Genomic DNA, 18,486 nt, shown 5'->3' on the forward strand with positions numbered 1-18,486 from the left:
GAACACGTGCACGTTAGCCCCATGTCGCGGATTTGTGACCCACCGCAACCAAAACGTTTCGGGGAATGCTAGAGATGCGGGGCAACCGGGGCGTCGAGAGTACGGCGGTAGTTCGCCAGGTCGCTGGGCCGAGCCCGGTAGCAGTCGGTGAGGTAGGGCATCCGGAGCGGCTCCGGCGGTCGCGCAGTGTTGTCGTAGATGGCGTCGACCTGGTCCACTACGGCGTCGCGCCGGGACTCGGTCAGGACGGCGACCCGCGAGTGCGACAGGGCCAGTTGCCGAAGGCCCGCACGGTCCAGGTCCTGCCAGTGCCGGAACCGGGCCGTCTCCACCAGGGCGAACAGGTCCGACTGCAGCAGGATCGGCATCGGGTCGAACTGGTCGCCGCCGAAGTCGTCGCCCCTGATCGCGCGGTCGAACCGGCGCACCCAGGGAACCACCCGGTCGGCGTCGTTCCACAGCAGGCCGAGGACGCCGTTGGGCCGCAGCACCCGGGCGATCTCGGGCAGCGCCCGGGCGTGGTCGAACCAGTGGAACGCCTGGCCGACGACCACCGCGTCGACCGAGCCGTGTGCCAGCGGGATCGACTCGGCCGCGCCGACCATCGTGTCGATCCCGGGGCGCCGACGGCACACCGACAGCATCTCCTCGGACGGATCGACCGCGACCACGTCGTGCCCCAGCCCGGCCGCGACCGCGGCCAGCTTCCCGGTGCCGGCGCCGAGGTCGAGGACCTGCAGCCGGCCCGGGCCGAGGATCCAGGTCAGCGCCTCGGCGGGAAACGTCGGCCGGCCGGCGTCGTACGCGGTCGCCACGGCGCCGAAGGACTTGGCGCGGGCCGCGTTCGAGCCGGTCTCCGGCGTGTCCCGGCCGGTCGCCCGCTCCGGTGCTGGATCATCGGTGGTCATCACCGCAAATCATGCCGTAGCGGCGGGCTAGCGCGTTGTCACTCGCCGAGCTTCTTCTGTTCGATGTGCGCGTTGAGCGCGGCCAGCTCCGGATGCGCGTCCAGCACCGCGACCAGTTCGGCGCAGGTCAGCCGGTCCGCGCCGTATTCCTCGATCAGGATCTCGAGCAACTTCTGGTCGTCCGGGGTGTCCAGTGTCAGCCGGTACTGCGAACCTCCGCCGGACCAGGGCAGGTTCCGCAGCCGGATGTCGCCCGGCCGGTTCTGGTGCAGGTACGGCGTCACGTGCTCGCGGTCGGCCGGCAGCGTCGCCTGCTCGTCCGCGTCGAGCAGCCGCGCGGCGGAGAACACCTCGTAGTCCATTCCGCGCGGATGGGTCCTCTCCAGGCAGTTGGACAGGTAGAGGTTCTCGTCCTTCTCGGACCGCCAGCTGTCGACGCCCTCGGCAACGACCTGCGGATCGATCAGCGGGCAGTCGGAGGTGACCCGGACGATGCCGTCCAGCTGGTGCGCGCGGGTCGCCCCGGCGAACCGGCTCAGCACATCCTCCTCGCTACCCCGGAACACGGGGATGCCGGTCTGCTCGGCCAGGTGTACGACGGGATCGTCGTCGGGGTTCGTGGTCGTTGCCACGATCACCGGAAGCCCGGTCAGGCAGAGCCGGTCGAGGTGGTGCTGCAGGTAGGTCCGGCCGCCGGCGGTCCGCAGGACCTTCGCGGGGAGCCGGGTGCTGGTCGCCCGCACCTGGGTGATGATGCCGATCTTCAGTTCCACCGGAACAACTCCCTGATCTCGGCGGGGCAGGCGAGGTGGTCGACGCCCAGCTCGGTATCGGTGAACTCTCGCGCGACGTCGAGCGGCACGAACGGCTGGTCCATCTCCGGCCACAGCCGTTTGATCCTGGCCTGCCCGCCGAACGAGGGGTGCTCGTGCTCCAGCACCATCGGGTCACCGTACACCCCTGGCTGCATGCCGATCGAAGCGCCGTACAGGACCGCGGAGCTGAGCCGGTTGGAGGCGACCCGCCGGTGCTTGCGCAGCTCGGTCAGCTGCTTCACGAGGAAGTCGGCGTCGGTCCGCCGCCAGTGCAGGCCGCGATATCCGTGCGTGATCACCCGGAAGCCGGCGCTCTTGTAGACGTTGCGGATCGCGGGGTTCTCGTACTCGTTCCAGTACAGGCAGACCGTCACCGGCCCGGTCTCGTGCTCCTTGATCGAGGCAACGATACGGCCGTGGTCACCGAGCACGTTCTGGCCTTCCCAGCCGTGGAACGGGTAGAAGATGGTGCCTTCGGCATCTTCCGCCGGAGTGGCCAGCTCGGGATGCACCTGCAGCAGATACAGCCAGACGGAGCCGATCACCGAGTAGTTCCGCAGTCCCATCGACCAACCGCGCCGGCGGACGCTGTCCGACCAGACGTACAGCGGCATCCCCGGCGCGAACGTCGTGCCGTGGGCGAATCCGTCCAGGATGTTCCAGCCGTGCTGAAGGTATCCCCAGATGTACGGCGGTTTCTGGTATCCGGCGTACGACGCCATGACGTTCGCGTGCCCGTAGAAGTGATTCGCGTGGTGCATCAGCGTCCCCGGAGCTTCCGCGGCAGTCGCTGAACCCTCCGCACCGTCCGCCTCACGTGCCGGCGGACCACCCGCAGTGGGCCGGTCACGGTATGGCCTACGCGGTACGGCTTCGATTGGCGGATCCCGACGATCTGGCCATGGAACAGGTGCCCCCGTGCGCTGGCGGCAGCCAGCTCCTCCGAGAGGCGCGCGACGGTCACCAGCTGCTCGGCACTACCGAGTGGCCTGACCATCTCGCTGGGTGGCGAAAGCCACTTCGTCACCGTGATTCCCACCATCGAGGCGAGCCGTGCCGTCAACCCGTCGGGGTAGCCACCCGCAGACCACGGCTGCCTCGATCCGCCTTCCATCGAACGACGGACGAAGCGTGCCAGGTGCGCGACGACCAGTGCGTCGCCACGTACGGGCACGGGCTCACCGTCTTCGTCGACCTGAAAGACTCCGATGCCGGACTCGGAGAACACCCGGAACGACATGCCGTCGATAATCACGTTGTCCGGAGCGGCGATCTTCGCGGTGTCGTAGTGCTGTGCACGCAACCACGACACGTAATCGGGAACAACACGCCGCACCGCCGCCTGATCGTCGACCCGGAGAGCGGAGAGCAGGTACTCCTCCAGCAGGACACCCGAGCCACCCGGGACCGCATCGGCGGGGAGCACACCGGGCAGGTCGTGGGCGGCGGTGACGACGTACCAAGCCGGGGCCAGTTCGACGCTCAGGCCGGCCCGGACCGTGTCCTGCACGAAGCGATACGGGTCCATCAGGGCCGGACCGGCGTACCGGTCGGCCATGGCGCGGGCGGCCACCGCAGCCGGCAGCGGTCCACTGACGTCCGTGAGCGCGACCTCGGCGTCGACCAGCGACGGAAACACTGCGTACGTTCCCGCGATGTCGAGGCCGGCCTCCTCGAGGGCAGTGCGGAGCGGTTTCAGGCCGACGGGTGCGGCGTCGGTGAGATCGCACCCCCAGTCCTCGTCTCGTGGCAGCGCGGCGGTGATGTCGGGCTGGAGCAAGCGCTCGACGCCGAACTGGTTCTCGGCCCCGAGCAGCAGACGGCCTGAGGAAGCGAGCCGATCCTGTAGAGCGGCCAGAGCGTCCGCCCAGCTGAGCTTCGACGTGTCCGGACCGACGAGTCGGCCCAGTCCGTCGAGCGCGACCACCGCGTCGTACCCGGACGAGTTGCCGTACGCCGGGGTAAAGCGGTCCAGGGCGCCGCAGAAGACCTTGTTGTCGGCGAGCGGCCGGTCGATGACTGCGGCGATCTCCTCGGCGTCCGGGGCGGAACGCACGAGGACATCCACCGAGGCGACGCGTGCGGCGACGTCGGCGATCAGGTCCAAGGAGTGCGGACCGGCGAGCAGGACGGTGTCGCTGGGCTGAAGGGCGGCGGCGAAGAGTGCTGCGGCGGCTGGTCCGGCGGCAGCCGGGCGTGCGTCGACCGGGTGGAGGTCGGACCAGTTCAGCATCTCGGCGCCGATCAAAATCGATCGGATCACAGGGGTACCTTAAGCGTCATGGACGCTAGTCAACCAGCTTCGTGATCGTCTCGATCACCTGGTCGACCTCGGCGTCGGTGAGGTCGGGGAACAGCGGGAGGGAAAGCTCCTCGGCGTAGAACCGCTCCGCGTTCGGGCAGAGGCCGCGGCGGTAGCCCTGGTTCGCGAAGACCGGGTGCCAGTAGACGGGGATGTAGTTGACCTGTACGCCGATTCCGGCCGCGCGCATGCCCTCGAAGACCTCGCGTCGGCGCCCGCCGAGGACGCGGACCGGGTAAAGGTGCCAGATCGGGTCGACGCCGGTTCGCTGGACCGGGATCCGCAGTCCGTCGACGTCGCGAAGGGCCTCGTTGTAGCGGGCGGTGATCTCGGCCCGGCGACGCTTGAACATCGCGAGCCGCTTGAGCTGGGACAACCCCAGGGCGCTGCCGATGTCGGTGAGCCGGTAGTTCACGCCGTACTCGTGGACTTCCTGGTGCCAGGGGCCTTCGTCGGCGATCTCGAAGCGGTCCGGATCGCGGACGAGACCGATGAAGTGGAACTCGTGGGCCCGCCGGCCGATCGACGGGTCCTTGCAGATCACCGCGCCGCCTTCGCCGGTGGTCAGGTTCTTGGTGGGGAAGAAGGACAGCGTGGTCACATCGGCCAGGTCGCCGACCGGACGGCCGTCGGCGGTGCCGCCGATCGAGTGCGCCGCGTCCGCGAGGGTGCGGGCGCCGACGCGATCGGCCAGCGGCTGCAGGGACGCGTAGTCCGCGGCCTGGCCGGCGTAGTCGACCCCGGCGATGACCTTGGTCCGTTCACTGACCACTGACGAGACGGCGGCCGGATCGATCAGCGCGGTGTCCTCGTCGACGTCCGCGAACACCACCGTGGCGCCGAGCATCGCGGCACATGACGCGGTCGCGACGAACGTCATCGGCGTGGTGACGACCTCGTCACCCGGCCCCACCCCCAGGGCTGCGTACGCGATGTGCAGCGCCGCCGTGCCGGAGGTGCAGCTGACCGCGCGGTGCCCACCGGTCAGCTCCGAGACAGCCTGCTCGAAAGCAGCGACCGCCGGCCCTGTTGTCAGCCAGTCACCACGCAGTACGGCGGTGACCGCCTCGATGTCCTCGTCCGAGATGGACTGACGTCCGTACGGCAGCATTCAGCACCTCCTCTAGTCGCTCTCGAGGACCTTGCGGATCTCGTCGATCGTGTACCACTGGGTGTTGGTGTCCGAGGTGTAGTGGAAGCCGTCGGCCACTGGGATACTGTCGGTGGGTGCCTCGTAACCCCAGGTGGCGAGGTCTGGCTGGAGGACGTAGCGGTCACCGATCGCGAGGGCGCGGCGGCCTTCTTCCGGGCTGATCATCTCCTCGTGCAGTTTCTCGCCCGGGCGCAGGCCGACGTCGTGCATCTTCGCGCCGGGCGCGATCGCCTCGGCCAGGTCGGTGACCTTCATCGACGGGATCCGCGGTACGTACAGCTCGCCGCCTTGCATCAGGTCGAAGGAATCGACCACGAAGTCGACCGCCTGCGGCAGCGTGATCAGGAACCGGGTGCAGCGCAGGTCGGTGATCGGCAGCGACTGGCCGGCGGCGTGCAGTGCCTTGAACTTCGGGATGATCGAGCCTCGGCTGCCCATCACGTTGCCGTAGCGGACCACGCTGAACCGGGAGTCGTACGCCGCCGCGTAGTGGTTGCCGCTGATGAACAGCTTGTCCGCGGTCAGCTTGGTCGCGCCGTACAAGTTGATCGGGCTGGACGCCTTGTCGGTCGACAGTGCGACGACCTTCTTGACGCCGTTGTCGATGCTGGCCTCGATCACGTTCTGTGAGCCGACCACGTTGGTCTGAACGAACTCCCACGGGTTGTACTCGCCGCTGTCGACCTGCTTCAGCGCGGCGGCGTGCACGACGTAGTCGACCTTGTGCATGGCCCGGTGCAACCGGGGCCGGTCCCGGATGTCGCCGATGAAGAACCGCAGCCGGGGGTCGTCGGCGAACAGTTGCCGGACCTCCCACTGCTTCAGCTCGTCCCGGCTGAACACGATGATCCGGCGTGGGTTCAGCCGGCTGAGTGCGTGCCGCACGAAGGCCTTGCCAAACGACCCGGTGCCACCGGTGACGAGGATGTCGGAGCCGGTCAGGATGGACACGTCGGAGGGACCCTTCTGCGGAGACAATTCCGGACACTGCGGGGGTAGTGCAGTCCGAACAATAGCCGCCCCGGCCGCGGCAGCTTCAATCCAGATCGCAGTCCGGGGCGATCAGACCGTTCCACAAGTGCGAAGAATCACCCACCGGCCACCGGTGGAAACGGGTGAACAGATACGGTCGGGGCGTGGAGCGGGTCGGGATTCGGTGTGACGTGGGCCCGGAGCGCGGGGTCGGGCACGTGATGCGCTGCCTGGCGCTGGCGGAGGAGTTGCGGCGGCGCCAGGTCGACGTGGTGTTCGCCTGTGACGCGCACACCGTGCCGTGGGCGGCGGCGCAGATCGCGGCCCGTGGCATCGCGGTGCAGCCGGCTGTGTGGACGGCCGCCGAGCACGTCGACCTGTTCGCGCGGCTGGATCTGGACGCGGTGATCTTCGACTCCTACGACCTCGCCGGGCCGGTCTATCAGGCAGTGCGGGCGACCGGGATGCCGACGCTCGCCCTCGTCGACGGTGAGTTCCGTGGGGCCGAGGCGGACGTGCTGCTGGACCAGAACCTCGCGGCCGAGCTGGACCACCCGGAGCTGCCCCACGGTACGGTGCGCCTGGCCGGGCTGGACTACGTGCTGATCCGCGACGAGATCCTCGAGCAGCGCCCGGCCGCGGTGCCGACGGTCGGGCCGGCGGCGAACGCCGTACCGAAGGTGTTCGCGTTCTTCGGCGGCACCGATGCGTTCGGGGCGGGGCCGCACGTTGTCCGGGCACTCGCGGCGACCGGCGTACCGTTCCAGGCGACCGTGGTCGCGCCGGGTGGGGAGCTGGCCGCAAGGATCGCGGCGGTCCAGCTGGCACGGCTGCAGCGGGTCGACGTGATCGGGCCGACCGACCGGCTGGCGGCGGAGGTCCGCGCGGCCGACCTGACGATCAGTGCATCGGGTACGTCGATCTGGGAACTGCTGTGTCTCGGGGCGACGGCCGGGTTGGTGTGTGTCGTCGACAACCAGGTGGTGGGCTACGAGCGGGCGATCGGCACGGGTACGGCGGCCGGCATCGGCGTGCTGTCCGAGCTCGAGCGCGACCCGGGCGCCGCGGCAACGGTACTGAAACGGCTCCTCACCGACGCCGCCGAACGCGCCCGGCTGGCAGCCGCCGGCTGGCAGCTGATCGACGGCCAGGGCCGCCGGCGGGTCGCCGACGCTCTGCTCGACGCTGAATAGGGCCTCGGAGTACGGGTCTGGCCGACCCGCACTCCGAGAGCCGTTTGCGTCAGTTTCTCTTCAGGACGTTGAGTTGGCGGCCGCCGTGGACGAGCGGGTCGCCGTACTGGCCGATCAGGGTGTAGCCGCGCTTCTCGAAACCGTTGAGGATGTCCGCCGACGTGACCGGTTGGAGCGAGCCCCACTCGCCGGCCTTCTGAGCTTTCACGGTGCCCAGCTTGGAGTTCAGCGAGACGGCGTACTGGACGCCCTTGGCGCACACCTTGTCGATGTAGTTGTCGACCACCTCGGGTTCCATCTCCTGGAACGAGAACGAGTTGACGAACACGTCGAAGTCGCTCTGGACGTCCTCGAGCCGCCAGCTCGGGATCACCGCGGATCCCTTCACCTCGATCGGCCCGCTGCCGGCGATCGAGCCGTCGTACACCTGAACCCGGTCGCGGCCGAACAGTTCGCTCAGGTAGTACGACGAGACGGTGACCAGGGGCGGGATGTCGATGTCGACGTACCTGGCCTCGGGGTCGCGGGACATCACGATCTCGCCGAGGACGCCGAAACCGCCGCCGATCTCCAGGAAGCTCTTCGGCGGCGTGTCGACGTGGTTCGACAGGGCCGCCATCACGATCAGGTAGTTGAGGTACGGCCGCCCGAACTTCACGCCTTCGGTCAGGCTCAGCCCGTACGCTTGCGGAGGAGTACCGACCGGGCTCTCGCCGAAGTCGTTGAGGTTCGCCGGCCAGCGGTCCTGGTTCCAGCGGATGCCGGCGACGTCGTAGTCGCGGCGGGCCTCGAAGGCGCCGTTCAGCGCCGAGGTGACCCAGTTCTTGTTCGCTCTCGGGTTGGCCGTCAGCGCCGCCTCGTAGGCCACGCCGATCGAGGCGTTACTGAAGCCGTTGCCGTAGCGCGGATAGAACCACGCCCCGGAGGTCGGCCACGACTTGAACTTCTCCAGGCCCAGCGTGTCCATGTCGTGCAGGATCTTGTCGAGTCCGAAATCCCAGAAATTGGTCGGCCGGTAGATCGATGCACAGGTCTTGACTTCCGCGAGGGTCCGCTCGGTCAGCGCGGACCAATCCGTCGACTGCACCATACTGCGTCCATCCGTCATGGCCAGACGCTACCTGATGTGCACCCTGCCTGTCGGCCATCGAGAGCCCCCCGACCACTCTGAGCACCCTGCGCGCCGTAACCTCGGCCTAATGTGAAACCTGTCGGGTCACCAACGCGGAGGGTGTCACCAGAGCGCCCCGGCACGGTGATCCGCTGGTCCGGGGCAGGGGCGGTCTTCGAGTAATCTCCCGAACCGGAGGTCTCTTATGCGAACCGATCAGCCGGTGCTTTCCGTCGTCGTGCCGATGTACGACGAGGAGGACGTGCTGCCGATGTTCTTCGAGCGGATGCATCCGCTGCTGGATGGGCTTGGGGTTCCCTACGAGCTGGTCGTGGTGGATGACGGCAGCCGGGACGGGACTGCGACGCTGTTGCTGGAGGCGGCGAAGGACTGGCCGCAGTTACGGGTGGTACGGCTGCTGCGCAACAGCGGTCACCAGGCCGCGCAGTCGGCGGGGTTCCGGCGGGCGCGGGGTGAGTTCGTCGTCACGATCGACGCCGATCTGCAGGATCCGCCGGAGGTGATCGTGGAGTTCTTGTCGGCGGTGCGGGAGCAGGACGTCGATGTGGTGTACGGAGTGCGGTCGGACCGGTCGAGTGATTCGTGGGCGAAACGGACGACGGCGCGGATGTACTACCGGTTGATGTGCCGGCTGGTCGGCAAGGAGATCCCGTTCGATGCGGGCGATTTCCGGCTGGTGTCGCGGCGGGTGGTGGATGCGGTGAACGCGTTGCCGGAGGATGGCCGGGTGTTTCGGCTGGTGATTCCGTGGCTGGGGTTTCCGAGCGCTGAGGTGAAGTATGTGCGTGCGGAGCGCGCGGCGGGGGCGACGAAGTACACCGTGTCGAAGATGGTTCGGTTGGCGTTCGACGGTGTGACGGCGTTTTCGGCGGCGCCGCTGCGGTTGGCGACCTGGTTGGGGTTGCTGGGTGGGGCGATGTCGATGTTGTTCGTGGTTGCTGCGTTGGTCGTCAGGTTGACCGGGCGGAGTGTTCCGGGGTGGACGTCGACGGTGTTGGCGGTGAGCGTGATCGGTGCCATCCAGCTGTTGTGTCTGGGGCTGTTGGGGGAGTACGTCGCCCGCCTGTTCCAGTCGAGTCAGCGCCGGCCGCAGTTCCTGGTCGGCTACGACAGCCTCGAAGACCCCGGCCACCACACCGTCACCGAGTCAGTCGAGGCACCGGCCAAGGACATGCCCTAAGCTCCATCCCTGATGAGTTGGTACGACGCGCTCGAGGCCGGTGAGTTGGCTGTGCGGCCGTCCGTGGAGGCGGCGAAGCGGTTCGACGTCTCGGTCGACCGTATGTCGGTGTCCGCCTCGGCCGGTACGACGCTCGCCGAGGTGCTCGCGGCGGTGGAGAGGTCGACGGCCGATGTCATCGTGTTGCGCTACCCGGCACGGGAGACGACCTGGTTCGCCGCGCTGGCGAGCGGTCCGCGCCAGGCGCTGCTGGCCGACACCGTCGTGTACTGGTCGCTCGCGGTCGGCAAGGGACGGCGGCCCGCACCCCTGGCCGGATTCACCATCCGGATGGAGGAGTCAGCCGACGACGAGCTGGTGGACGACCTGGTCGCGGACATCTTCGGCGATTCCGGGAACCACTACTGCGCCAATCCAGTGTTCGACCGGTCCCGCGCGCTGGCCGGACGGCAGGACTGGGCCCGGCGGCGGATCGCAGACACCGGCGCGGTGGTGCTGCGTGGTCCCGACCGGCGGATGCTGGCGCTGGCCGCGCTCGACCAGCAGAGCTCCTGGACCGAGATCGAGTTGGCCGGCGTCGTACCGGCCGAGCAGGGCCGCGGCCGGTACGGTCATCTGCTCGCCGCGATCGAGGACGCCTGCACGACCAGGCGGCTAGTGGTCTCCGCGCAGGCACACCAGACGGGCATCCAGCGAGTTTGGACTCGCTATGGCTTCGAGCCGGTGCACAACATGCTCACGATCCACCTCGTTGCCGCTCCGTAGGGCCGTTGGGGAGCCTGGTAACCCCAGGTGGCGAGGTCTGGCTGCCGCGGAAAGCCTCAATCAGTACGTGTCTGGGCGATGTCCACGACCGGGTCCTGCCGGCGGGCACGGACCAGCACCGACACGCCGGGCAGCTTGCCGACAGGCAAGTACCGTTCAGCGGCGATGACCGCGGTGAGACCGAGGTTGACGAGCGGGGACAGGTCCTCCAGGTCACTGCCCGTGCTCCTCTTCCGCCGCCAGGCCGCCACCGGCCGGAGCAGAACGTTCCACGACCTGACCTCCTCGATCCGCAGGCCGGCCGAGGAGAGCAAGTTCAGCAGACCGTCCCGGTCGTATCGGCGGAAATGTCCGACGGCGGTGTCGTGCTCGCTCCACAGCTCCATGTCGCACGGTACGGCGACCAAGGCGGTGCCACCGGGCCGAAGGACCCGGGCGATCTCGCGGACCGCGGACTTGTCGTCCTCGATGTGCTCCAGCACGTCGTACGCGACGACGAGGTTCATCGCCTCGTCGGCCATGGGCAGCGCGACCGCGTCGCCGCGGATCACCGGGAGGCCGCGCCCGCGCGCGACCCCCGCTCCCTCCTCGCCGTACTCCAGCGCCGTGGCGTCCCATCCCCGGTCACGCAGCACCCTGGTGTTCCCGCCGCCGGCTGCGCCGATGTCGAGCGCCCGGCCCGGCTTCTCGCCGGTCCGCACGAGCGCGTCGAGTGACCGAGCGAGCACTCTGCGTCGCTCGCGGTACCACCAGTGCTTGTGCTCGAGTGCGGCGAGCTTACGGATTTCCGCTGCCTCCATAGCCAAAGCTTGGGGTCTGACGAGGGTCAACGCCAGCGCTTTGACCAACACGTGAACGTGTCGGCCCCGCCGGATGGCCGTCAGCGAGTACTCGACCGGGCGTGTCGACACCGCTATACCACACCCGCATCGAGCGGGTCTGGGCCCGCTACGGATTCGAGCCCGTGCATAACCTTCTGACCGTTCACCTCGTTGCCGCTACGTAGACAGTGCTTTGGGGGGCACACCCAGCTGCAGCGAGGGGAGTTTTGCCGGAGTGACGCCGCGGTTGAGCGTGGTGGTGCCGTTCTACAACGTCGGTGAGTACATCGGCGCTTGCCTGGACTCCATCGCCCGGCAGACCTGGGCCGATTTCGAGGCGATCCTGGTCGACGACGGGTCGCCGGACGACAGCGCGGTGATCGCGAAGGAATTCTGTTCTCGTGACCCCCGGTTCCGCCTCGTCCAGCAGGACAACGCCGGCCCCGGGCCGGCCCGGGACACCGGCATCGGGTTGTCGTCCGGCGAGTATCTGGCGTTCGTCGACGGCGATGACCTGGTCTCCCGGCACGGCTTCGAGGCGCTGATCCGGACGCTGGACCGGACCGGGTCGGACCTTGCCGGCGGCAACGCCCGGCGGTTCAGCAACAGCTTCGGTGTCCGGCCGTCGTGGCTCCACCGGCAGCCCTACGCCCGCGCGCGGTACGCCACCCACGTGTCCGAGGTGCCTGATCTGGTGCTGGACCGGATGCTCTGGAACAAGATCTACCGGCGATCCTTCTGGACCGAGAACGGGTACCGCTTCCCGCCGATCCGGTACGAGGACTACCCCGTCGCCCTGAAGGCGCACCTGGACGCGGTCACCGTGGACACGATCACCGCTCCGGTCTACTACTGGCGAGAGCGCGAGTCCGGCGAGTCGATCACCCAGCAGAAGTTCCAGCTCGGCAACATCCGCGACCGGGTGTTCTCAGCGGGTCTGGTGATGGACCTGGTCGAGGACAGCCTGCCGGTGATCCGCCGCCGGGTGCACGCGCACCTCGCCCAGATCGACCTGGTCACCCTGATGTCCGCGTTCGGCACTGTGCCTGCCGACGAGGAGCAACACCTGGTCGAGCTCTCGCGGGAGTTGCTCGACCGGCTCGACAACGAGGTTCTGGCGACCACCCACCGGTACGACCGGATCCAGCACGCGGCGCTCCGGTCGGGTGATGTCGAACTGCTTCGGCGGCTCGCGCTGTTCCGCAACGACGGCGGGCTTCGCGGCGGTGCGCGGACAGTGCCGCGTCCGCGGCGGCCATGGCTGCTCGACTACAGATACCCGGGCCTGCGCGAGGCCGCCGTACCGCAGGAGCTCTACTGGGTGCCGGACACTGAGCTGACCCTCGCGACGAGTGTGCGTGAGGTGGCCTGGGTCGACGGGAAACTGTCGGTCAGAGGCACCGCGGAGATCCGGCATCTGGAGACCCCACCCTCCTCGAGCCTGCAGATCTCGCTGGTCATCGACGACGTCCCGCACCGGCTCGAGGTACGCCGGTACGATGCGCCGGACCTGCACGGCGACACGACGAGGGTCGGGTTCGAGGTACTGCTGGACCGCGAACTGCTCGCCGAGTGCACGGGCGGCCCGGCGCATTTCGACGTACGGATGAAGTCCGGGCGGCGGGTCTGGCGGGACGTGCTCCGTGGGCAGGGACCGGGAAGTCCTGGCTGGCCGCCCGGTGCGTGGATCGACGAGACGAGCTGGATCCAGCCCGGGCCGGGCAAGAACGGATCCTTCTCCGTCCGGCGGCTGACGGATCCCTGCCGGTTGACGGCGGTCGAGCGGGAGCCGGGTGCGCTGGTGTTGCGCGGCCGGTCGTCGTTCGACGAGCCGTCGCTGTTCGTCACCCGGCCGGTGGTGGGCGGCGAGGAAGAGGTTCCGATGGAGGTCGACGGGCGTGATTTCACTGCCCGGCTGGCGATCGAGGACCTTCTGGCGCAGACGAATCCGGACGACCCGTTCGGCCAGCGGACGACGCGTGTACTCAGGCTCCGTGGTCCCGAGCAAGAGCAGAGGGTCTTGCTGTGGACCGCCGGGGAATCCGCGGTCTCGTACGCCGAGCGCGGCCGGGTGGTGACGCTGACGCGGTCCACCGGTGGATACGTGAACCTGCACGAGTCCCCGATCCGGACGGTGGCCACGCATGCCGTTGCTGTCGGCGACATGTTGGTGGTGCGCGGGTGTGATGGTGGTGACGTCGGTTTCAGCTGGCGGCGGTATATGGCCGACTCCGACGATCACCTGGACGTCGCGTGCCGCCGTACCTTGTCCGATGACGGCTGGGAGGCGGCCGCCGACCTGGACGCGTTGGTCCCGGCGGTCGCGGTGAAGGTGTCGGTAGACCCGTTGGCATCGCTGGCCGACTGGATCCTGTTCGCGACGAAGCCTGACGGCTCGACGCACGCCGTGCAGTGCGAGCCCTTCCTGTGCAGCCGGTTGCCGTTGACGATCTCCCGCGGTGCGCACGTTCTCGCCGTACGCCCGCATGCCGGCACTCTGCACGTGGAGGTGCGCTGATGCATCATCACAATCACTACTACGGTCAGACGCACATCCTGGCTCGCTACGCGGGCCTGGACTTCGACCACCCGCCGCGGCTGCGTGGATATCTGCAGCACGGCTGGAACATCGGCTGTGGCTGGAACCCGGTGCACGAGTTCTACGACGGCGCCTGGCGGTTCACCTGGAGCGACGCACCGCGGCGGCGTGGGCACGCGCTCGGCCGGCGGCACTACCACAGCATCGGCGCGCCGTTCCTGTACCTGCAGGAGTTGGAGCAGGCCGAGCCGGTCGAGCGCGAGGGCACGCTGTGGTTCCTCTTCCACGGTTGGGAGGGCGGCAAGATCCACGGCGACCATCAGCGGCTGATCGACGAGATCCGCGAGACCGAGCCCGGCCCGGTCACCTTCAGCCTCTACTACACCGAGTACGACCGTCCCGAAGTCCGCGCGTACTACGAGGACGCGGGCTTCCGGGTGGTGTCGTTCGGGCGGCGCGGGTTCTCCTACGAGGGCACCGAGCGGCGCTTCCTGTTCAAGCAACTGGACGAGCTGCGGCGGCACAAGCGGGTCGCCGCCAACCGGTTGTCGACGGCAATCTTCTACGGCGTCGCGGCCGGCTGCGAACCGGCGGTGTACGGCGACCCGATGGAGATGGAAGGCGAGAATCCCTTGTTCGGTGGGCAGAGCCGGATCGAGCGGCTGTGGCCGGAGATGCTCGGCAAGTCGATCGACCTGGAAGCCGCTCGGGCGACGACCGACCTGGAGCTGGGCAAGCCCTGGATGATGCCGCCCGCCGAGTTGCGGATGCTGTTCGATTGGAGAGAGCGTGTCTGACCTGCAGGTGGTCCTCGGTGAGATGCAGCCGTGGACCGACAGCACCGACCACCGTCCGGCCCTGGCCGCTCTGCTGGCCGACGCGCTTCCGAGCGATCGCCGTACGCTGATCGTCGGCCCGCACTCGCGCCCGCTGATCTCGGCCGTCCTCGACCGTGCTGCCGATACGACGGTTCTCGTCCGGTCCGTGGCGGACGCCGAGGGGTTGGCCGCGGAGTTCGGCGAGCGTCTGCAGGTCGTGGCCGGCGCTCTCGACGGTCTGCAGGCTGAGCCGTTCCAGGTGGTCGTTGCCGCTGACGGCCTCGACCGGGTGCTGGGCTACGACAGCGCCGACCTTAGCTGGACCGAGCGGCTCCAGGCTCTGGCGAAACTCGCTGCTCCCGACGCGGTGGTCGTGCTCGCTCTCGAGAACGAGTTCTCCCTGCTGAACCTGCTCGACAGCCGTCCGGCCGACCAGCGCCACGGTGACGACGAGTGGCGTCCGCTGCACGACGACCCGACCCGCCCGGTGTCGGTCGATCAGCTCGCGTCCGCCTTGCCCTGGACCGCACAGCTGTACGCCGATTTCGGCTCGCGGACGTTCGTGGCAGCCGACGTCGCCGCAGCTGCGCGGCCGGGGGAGCTGCCCACGCGGTTGGCCGTGGATGCCCTGGAGGCGGCCGATGTCCCGGTGCTCTCGCCGATCGCCGACGGCGTCGACTCGGCTGCCCGGGCCGGTCTGCTGTCCGCCATTCCCACCGGCTGGATCGCGATCTGCGGCATGCACGCCGAGCACGACCTCTACGCCCGGACCGGCCCGTCCGTCCTCACCGCAGACAAGACCCCGACCGGCTGGCAAACCTCGATCGCCGGTGGAGGCTCACCTGTTGATGGACTCCGCTTCGACCCTGCGGTCGTGCCTTCCACGGTGCCGGATGGTACGTCGGTGGAGTCCGTCCTGATCCGTTTGGCTGCGGCTGAAGACGTGCCGGCCTTCCGCAAGCTGGCCGCGTGTCTCGGAGAGTGGGCCGCAGGCTCGCCGGTCGTCCTTCGGTGGGACGACGTGGTGGTCGACGGGGAGACCTTTGCTCATGGGGTTTCGCCGTGGGTGACTGAGGAGCCGACGGACAGCGCGGACCTGCTGGCGGCTGCCTGGTATCGGTTCCACGAGCGGTTGATCGGTCAGCACCGACGTCACCCGTGGCCGCCGTGGATGGTGGGCGACGATCTCGTGTCGACCTGGATGAGCATGTCCGGGGTCGAGCTGCCGGAGCCGGTGCAGGCGACCTCACCCGACACCCCACCGGCGTCGGCCGGACACGTTGCTCGCGGCAAGGAGTTGGCGGCCGCGCTGGCCGGCGTACTCGAGACTCGTGCGCATGCCGCTGCCGACGTACGCACCGCGTTGGCGGATGCTGAGCGAGCGCGGCAGGAGCTGTTCGAGCTGAGGGGGCACGTCTTCGGTCTCGAGCGCACGCTCGGGTTCCGCAACAAGGCGATGAAGACACGGGAGAACCGCATCCGCGAACTCCGTACCCAGCTGCAGAAGGTGACCGCGGACAACAATCGCATTCGCGGATCCCGCACGTACGCGCTGTCCCGGGTGGTGTTCCACGCCGCGCAGATCCGGAAGCCGCGGGTGGTGGCGCGCAAGGTCGCTCGACGCGTGCGAAAGCGATGGCCGTGAAACCGCGGTTGAGCGTGGTAGTGCCGTTCTACAACGTCGGTGAGTACATCGGCGAGTGTCTGGACTCGATCGCCCGGCAGACCTGGGCCGACTTCGAGGCGATCCTGGTCGACGACGGCTCCTTCGACGACAGCACCGTGGTGGCGAAGGAGTTCTGCACCCGGGACTCCCGGTTCCGGCTGGTCCAGCAGGACAACGCCGGGCTCGGGCCCGCGCGCAACACCGGGGCCGACCACGCCACCGGCGAGTACGTCGCCTTCGTCGACAGCGACGACCTGGTTACGCGGCACGGGTTCGGACTGCTGGTCCGGACGCTGGACCGCACCGGCTCGGACTTCGCCGGCGGCAACGCGCGGCGGTTCAACAACAGCTACGGCGTCCGGCCGTCGTACCTCCAACGGCAGTGCTTCACCCGCGACCGCCTCGCCACCCACGTGTCGGAGACGCCCGAGCTCGTGCTGGACCGGATGGTCTGGAACAAGGTCTACCGGCGATCGTTCTGGAACGAGTACGGCTACCGCTTCCCGGCGATCCGCTACGAGGACTATCCGGTGACGCTGAAGGCGCACCTCGACGCGGTCACCGTCGACACTCTCGCGGCTCCGGTGTACTTCTGGCGTGAGCGCGAGTCGGGTGACTCGATCACCCAGCAGAAGTTCCAGCTCGGCAACATCCGTGACCGGGTCGTCTCGGCGGGGATGGTGATGGACCTGGCCGATCGCGCGCTGCCGTCGATCCGCCGGCGGGTGCACGCGCACTTCACCCAGATCGACCTGCTCGCGGTGCTGTCGGCCTTCGGTACTGTGCCCGCGGACGAGGAGCAGCAGCTTCTCGGGCTCACCCATCAACTGCTCGATCGGCTCGACCAGTCGGCGCTCGACGAAGCACCACGCTTCGACCGGTTGCAATACGCGGCGCTCCGGGCCGGCGATGTCGAGCTGCTCCGGCGGCTTGCGCAGTACCGCAGCGACGGCGGACCGGTCGGTGACGTGCGTGCGGTACGTCGCTCGCGGAGCTGGCAGCTCGACTACCCGGGCGCGCGTGAGGCCGCCGTACCGCAAGAGCTGTATCAGGCGTCGGACGAGGATCTGACGTTGGCGACGACTGTGCGCGAGGTGGCTTGGGTCGATGGCAGGTTGTCGGTCAAGGGGACGGCCGAGATCCGGCATCTGGCGACCAGGCGATCCTCGAGCCTCCGGATCGCGCTCGTCATCGCCGGGAAGTCGTATCCCCTGCGGGTACGGCGGTATCCAACGACGGACCTGCATGGCGACACGGCGTTGGTCGGGTTCGAGGTCCGGCTGGGTCGTGAGCTGCTCGCCAAGTGCACGGCTGGTCCGGCGCACTTCGACGTACGGATGAGGTCAGGTCGTGTTCGGCGGCGGGACACCTTACGCGGGCAAAGGCCGGGCAGCCCGGGGTGGCCGCCAGGGGCGTGGATCGACGACACGAACTGGATTCAGCCAGGTCCCGGCCGGGACGATGCGTTCGCTGTCCGGCGGCTGTCGGATCCGTGCCGGTTGACGTCGGTCGAGCAGACACCGGATGCGTTGGTGCTGCACGGACGGTCGTCGTTCGACCAGCCGTCGTTGTTCGTCACCCGGTCGGTGGCGGGCGGCGAGGAAGAGGTCCCGCTGGAGGTCGAGGGGCGCGACTTCACCGCGCGGTTGCCGATCCGGCCGATCATCGAGGAGACGAATCCGGACGACCCCTTCACTCAGCGGACGACGCGGGCGTTCCGGCTGCGGAGCCGCGAGGGTGAGGAACAGGTGCTGTTGTGGACGGCCGGAGACCGTCTGGTTTCGCGAGCCGAGGGCGGCCGAGCGGTGATGCTGACGCGCTCCACCGGTGGGTACGTGAACCTGCACGAGTCGCCGATCCGTACGACGGCGACCTCTGCTGTTGCTGCAGGCAACATGCTGATGGTGCGCGGCCCCGACTGGGGTGACGTCGAGTTCGCCTGGCGGCGCTACCTGCCCGACTCCGACGACCATGTCGATGTGGCCTGCCGCCAGACCATCTCGGACGACGGCTGGGCGGCGGTCGTGGACCTCGATGCGCTGATTCCGGCCCAGTCGGCGCAGGACTGGATCCTGTTCGCGACAAAGCCGGACGGTTCCTCCCACGCCGTGCAGTGCGAGCCCTTCCTGTCCAGCCGGCTACCGCTGACGATCTCGCGCGGCGCGAACGTGCTCGCCGTACGACCACATGCGGGCACGTTGCACGTCGAGGTGCGCTAGCCG

The 18,486-nt window shown here is 68.6% G+C and carries 15 protein-coding genes; 7 read left to right on the forward strand and 8 right to left on the reverse strand.

Translation table 11 applies throughout. The annotated features are described in order from the left end of the window. Positions 1 to 68: 68 nt before the first annotated feature. From ACIBG5_RS09090 to pseB, 6 genes are read right to left on the reverse strand one after another with little or no spacing between them, the layout of a single operon-like run. The gene (locus ACIBG5_RS09090; protein ID WP_396390999.1) at positions 69 to 908 is read right to left on the reverse strand and encodes a class I SAM-dependent methyltransferase; all 840 of its coding nucleotides are present in this window, start codon (positions 906 to 908) and stop codon (positions 69 to 71) included. 38 nt (positions 909 to 946) lie between these two features. Next, the gene (locus ACIBG5_RS09095; RefSeq protein WP_396391000.1) at positions 947 to 1,681 is read right to left on the reverse strand and encodes a cytidylyltransferase domain-containing protein; all 735 of its coding nucleotides are present in this window, start codon (positions 1,679 to 1,681) and stop codon (positions 947 to 949) included. Beyond that, positions 1,672 to 2,484: a hypothetical protein gene (locus tag ACIBG5_RS09100; protein ID WP_396391002.1), complete on the reverse strand. Its 813-nt coding sequence runs from the start codon at positions 2,482 to 2,484 to the stop codon at positions 1,672 to 1,674. The genes ACIBG5_RS09095 and ACIBG5_RS09100 overlap by 10 nt, the downstream gene beginning before the upstream one ends. Then, positions 2,484 to 3,986 carry a hypothetical protein gene (locus ACIBG5_RS09105; RefSeq protein ID WP_396391003.1) on the reverse strand — a complete coding sequence of 501 codons (1,503 nt, stop codon included), beginning with the start codon at positions 3,984 to 3,986 and terminating at the stop codon, positions 2,484 to 2,486. The genes ACIBG5_RS09100 and ACIBG5_RS09105 overlap by 1 nt, the downstream gene beginning before the upstream one ends. Before the next feature lie 25 nt (positions 3,987 to 4,011). Then, positions 4,012 to 5,136: an aminotransferase class I/II-fold pyridoxal phosphate-dependent enzyme gene (locus ACIBG5_RS09110; protein ID WP_396391005.1), complete on the reverse strand. Its 1,125-nt coding sequence runs from the start codon at positions 5,134 to 5,136 to the stop codon at positions 4,012 to 4,014. A gap of 12 nt (positions 5,137 to 5,148) precedes the next feature. Continuing rightward, positions 5,149 to 6,129, reverse strand: a complete 981-nt coding sequence (gene pseB, locus ACIBG5_RS09115; RefSeq protein ID WP_396391006.1) for a UDP-N-acetylglucosamine 4,6-dehydratase (inverting) — start codon at positions 6,127 to 6,129, stop codon at positions 5,149 to 5,151. Positions 6,130 to 6,314: 185 nt separating this feature from the next. On the opposite strand from pseB, the gene ACIBG5_RS09120 reads away from it, so the two are divergent. Next, complete coding sequence (locus tag ACIBG5_RS09120) at positions 6,315 to 7,343, forward strand: PseG/SpsG family protein (RefSeq protein WP_396391007.1); 1,029 nt, start codon at positions 6,315 to 6,317, stop codon at positions 7,341 to 7,343. 49 nt (positions 7,344 to 7,392) lie between these two features. On the opposite strand, the gene ACIBG5_RS09125 is transcribed toward ACIBG5_RS09120, so the two are convergent. Then, positions 7,393 to 8,451, reverse strand: a complete 1,059-nt coding sequence (locus ACIBG5_RS09125) for a putative sugar O-methyltransferase (protein WP_396391008.1) — start codon at positions 8,449 to 8,451, stop codon at positions 7,393 to 7,395. Between the two features lie 208 nt (positions 8,452 to 8,659). On the opposite strand from ACIBG5_RS09125, the gene ACIBG5_RS09130 reads away from it, so the two are divergent. Together ACIBG5_RS09130 and ACIBG5_RS09135 are read left to right on the forward strand one after the other, a co-directional pair. Beyond that, positions 8,660 to 9,655 carry a glycosyltransferase family 2 protein gene (locus ACIBG5_RS09130; RefSeq protein WP_396391009.1) on the forward strand — a complete coding sequence of 332 codons (996 nt, stop codon included), beginning with the start codon at positions 8,660 to 8,662 and terminating at the stop codon, positions 9,653 to 9,655. Positions 9,656 to 9,667: 12 nt separating this feature from the next. Next, positions 9,668 to 10,420 carry an N-acetyltransferase gene (locus ACIBG5_RS09135; RefSeq protein ID WP_396391010.1) on the forward strand — a complete coding sequence of 251 codons (753 nt, stop codon included), beginning with the start codon at positions 9,668 to 9,670 and terminating at the stop codon, positions 10,418 to 10,420. Positions 10,421 to 10,476: 56 nt separating this feature from the next. Here ACIBG5_RS09135 and ACIBG5_RS09140 read toward each other — a convergent pair whose 3' ends face one another. After that, positions 10,477 to 11,220, reverse strand: coding sequence for a class I SAM-dependent methyltransferase (locus ACIBG5_RS09140; RefSeq protein ID WP_396391011.1), 744 nt, complete (start codon positions 11,218 to 11,220; stop codon positions 10,477 to 10,479). Between the two features lie 256 nt (positions 11,221 to 11,476). On the opposite strand from ACIBG5_RS09140, the gene ACIBG5_RS09145 reads away from it, so the two are divergent. The 4 genes from ACIBG5_RS09145 to ACIBG5_RS09160 are packed head-to-tail and all read left to right on the forward strand — an operon-like array spanning position 11,477 to position 18,483. Then, positions 11,477 to 13,759, forward strand: coding sequence for a glycosyltransferase (locus ACIBG5_RS09145; protein WP_396391012.1), 2,283 nt, complete (start codon positions 11,477 to 11,479; stop codon positions 13,757 to 13,759). Next, positions 13,759 to 14,577: a hypothetical protein gene (locus ACIBG5_RS09150; RefSeq protein ID WP_396391013.1), complete on the forward strand. Its 819-nt coding sequence runs from the start codon at positions 13,759 to 13,761 to the stop codon at positions 14,575 to 14,577. The genes ACIBG5_RS09145 and ACIBG5_RS09150 overlap by 1 nt, the downstream gene beginning before the upstream one ends. Next, a complete protein-coding gene (locus ACIBG5_RS09155; RefSeq protein WP_396391014.1) occupies positions 14,570 to 16,243 on the forward strand; it encodes a hypothetical protein in 1,674 nt (557 codons plus the stop codon). The genes ACIBG5_RS09150 and ACIBG5_RS09155 overlap by 8 nt, the downstream gene beginning before the upstream one ends. Then, the gene (locus tag ACIBG5_RS09160) at positions 16,234 to 18,483 is read left to right on the forward strand and encodes a glycosyltransferase (protein ID WP_396391015.1); all 2,250 of its coding nucleotides are present in this window, start codon (positions 16,234 to 16,236) and stop codon (positions 18,481 to 18,483) included. Before ACIBG5_RS09155 ends, ACIBG5_RS09160 begins: the two co-directional genes overlap by 10 nt. Positions 18,484 to 18,486: the final 3 nt, after the last annotated feature.

It is taken from the genome of Kribbella sp. NPDC050241 (genome assembly GCF_044459685.1).
Lineage (GTDB): Bacteria > Actinomycetota > Actinomycetes > Propionibacteriales > Kribbellaceae > Kribbella.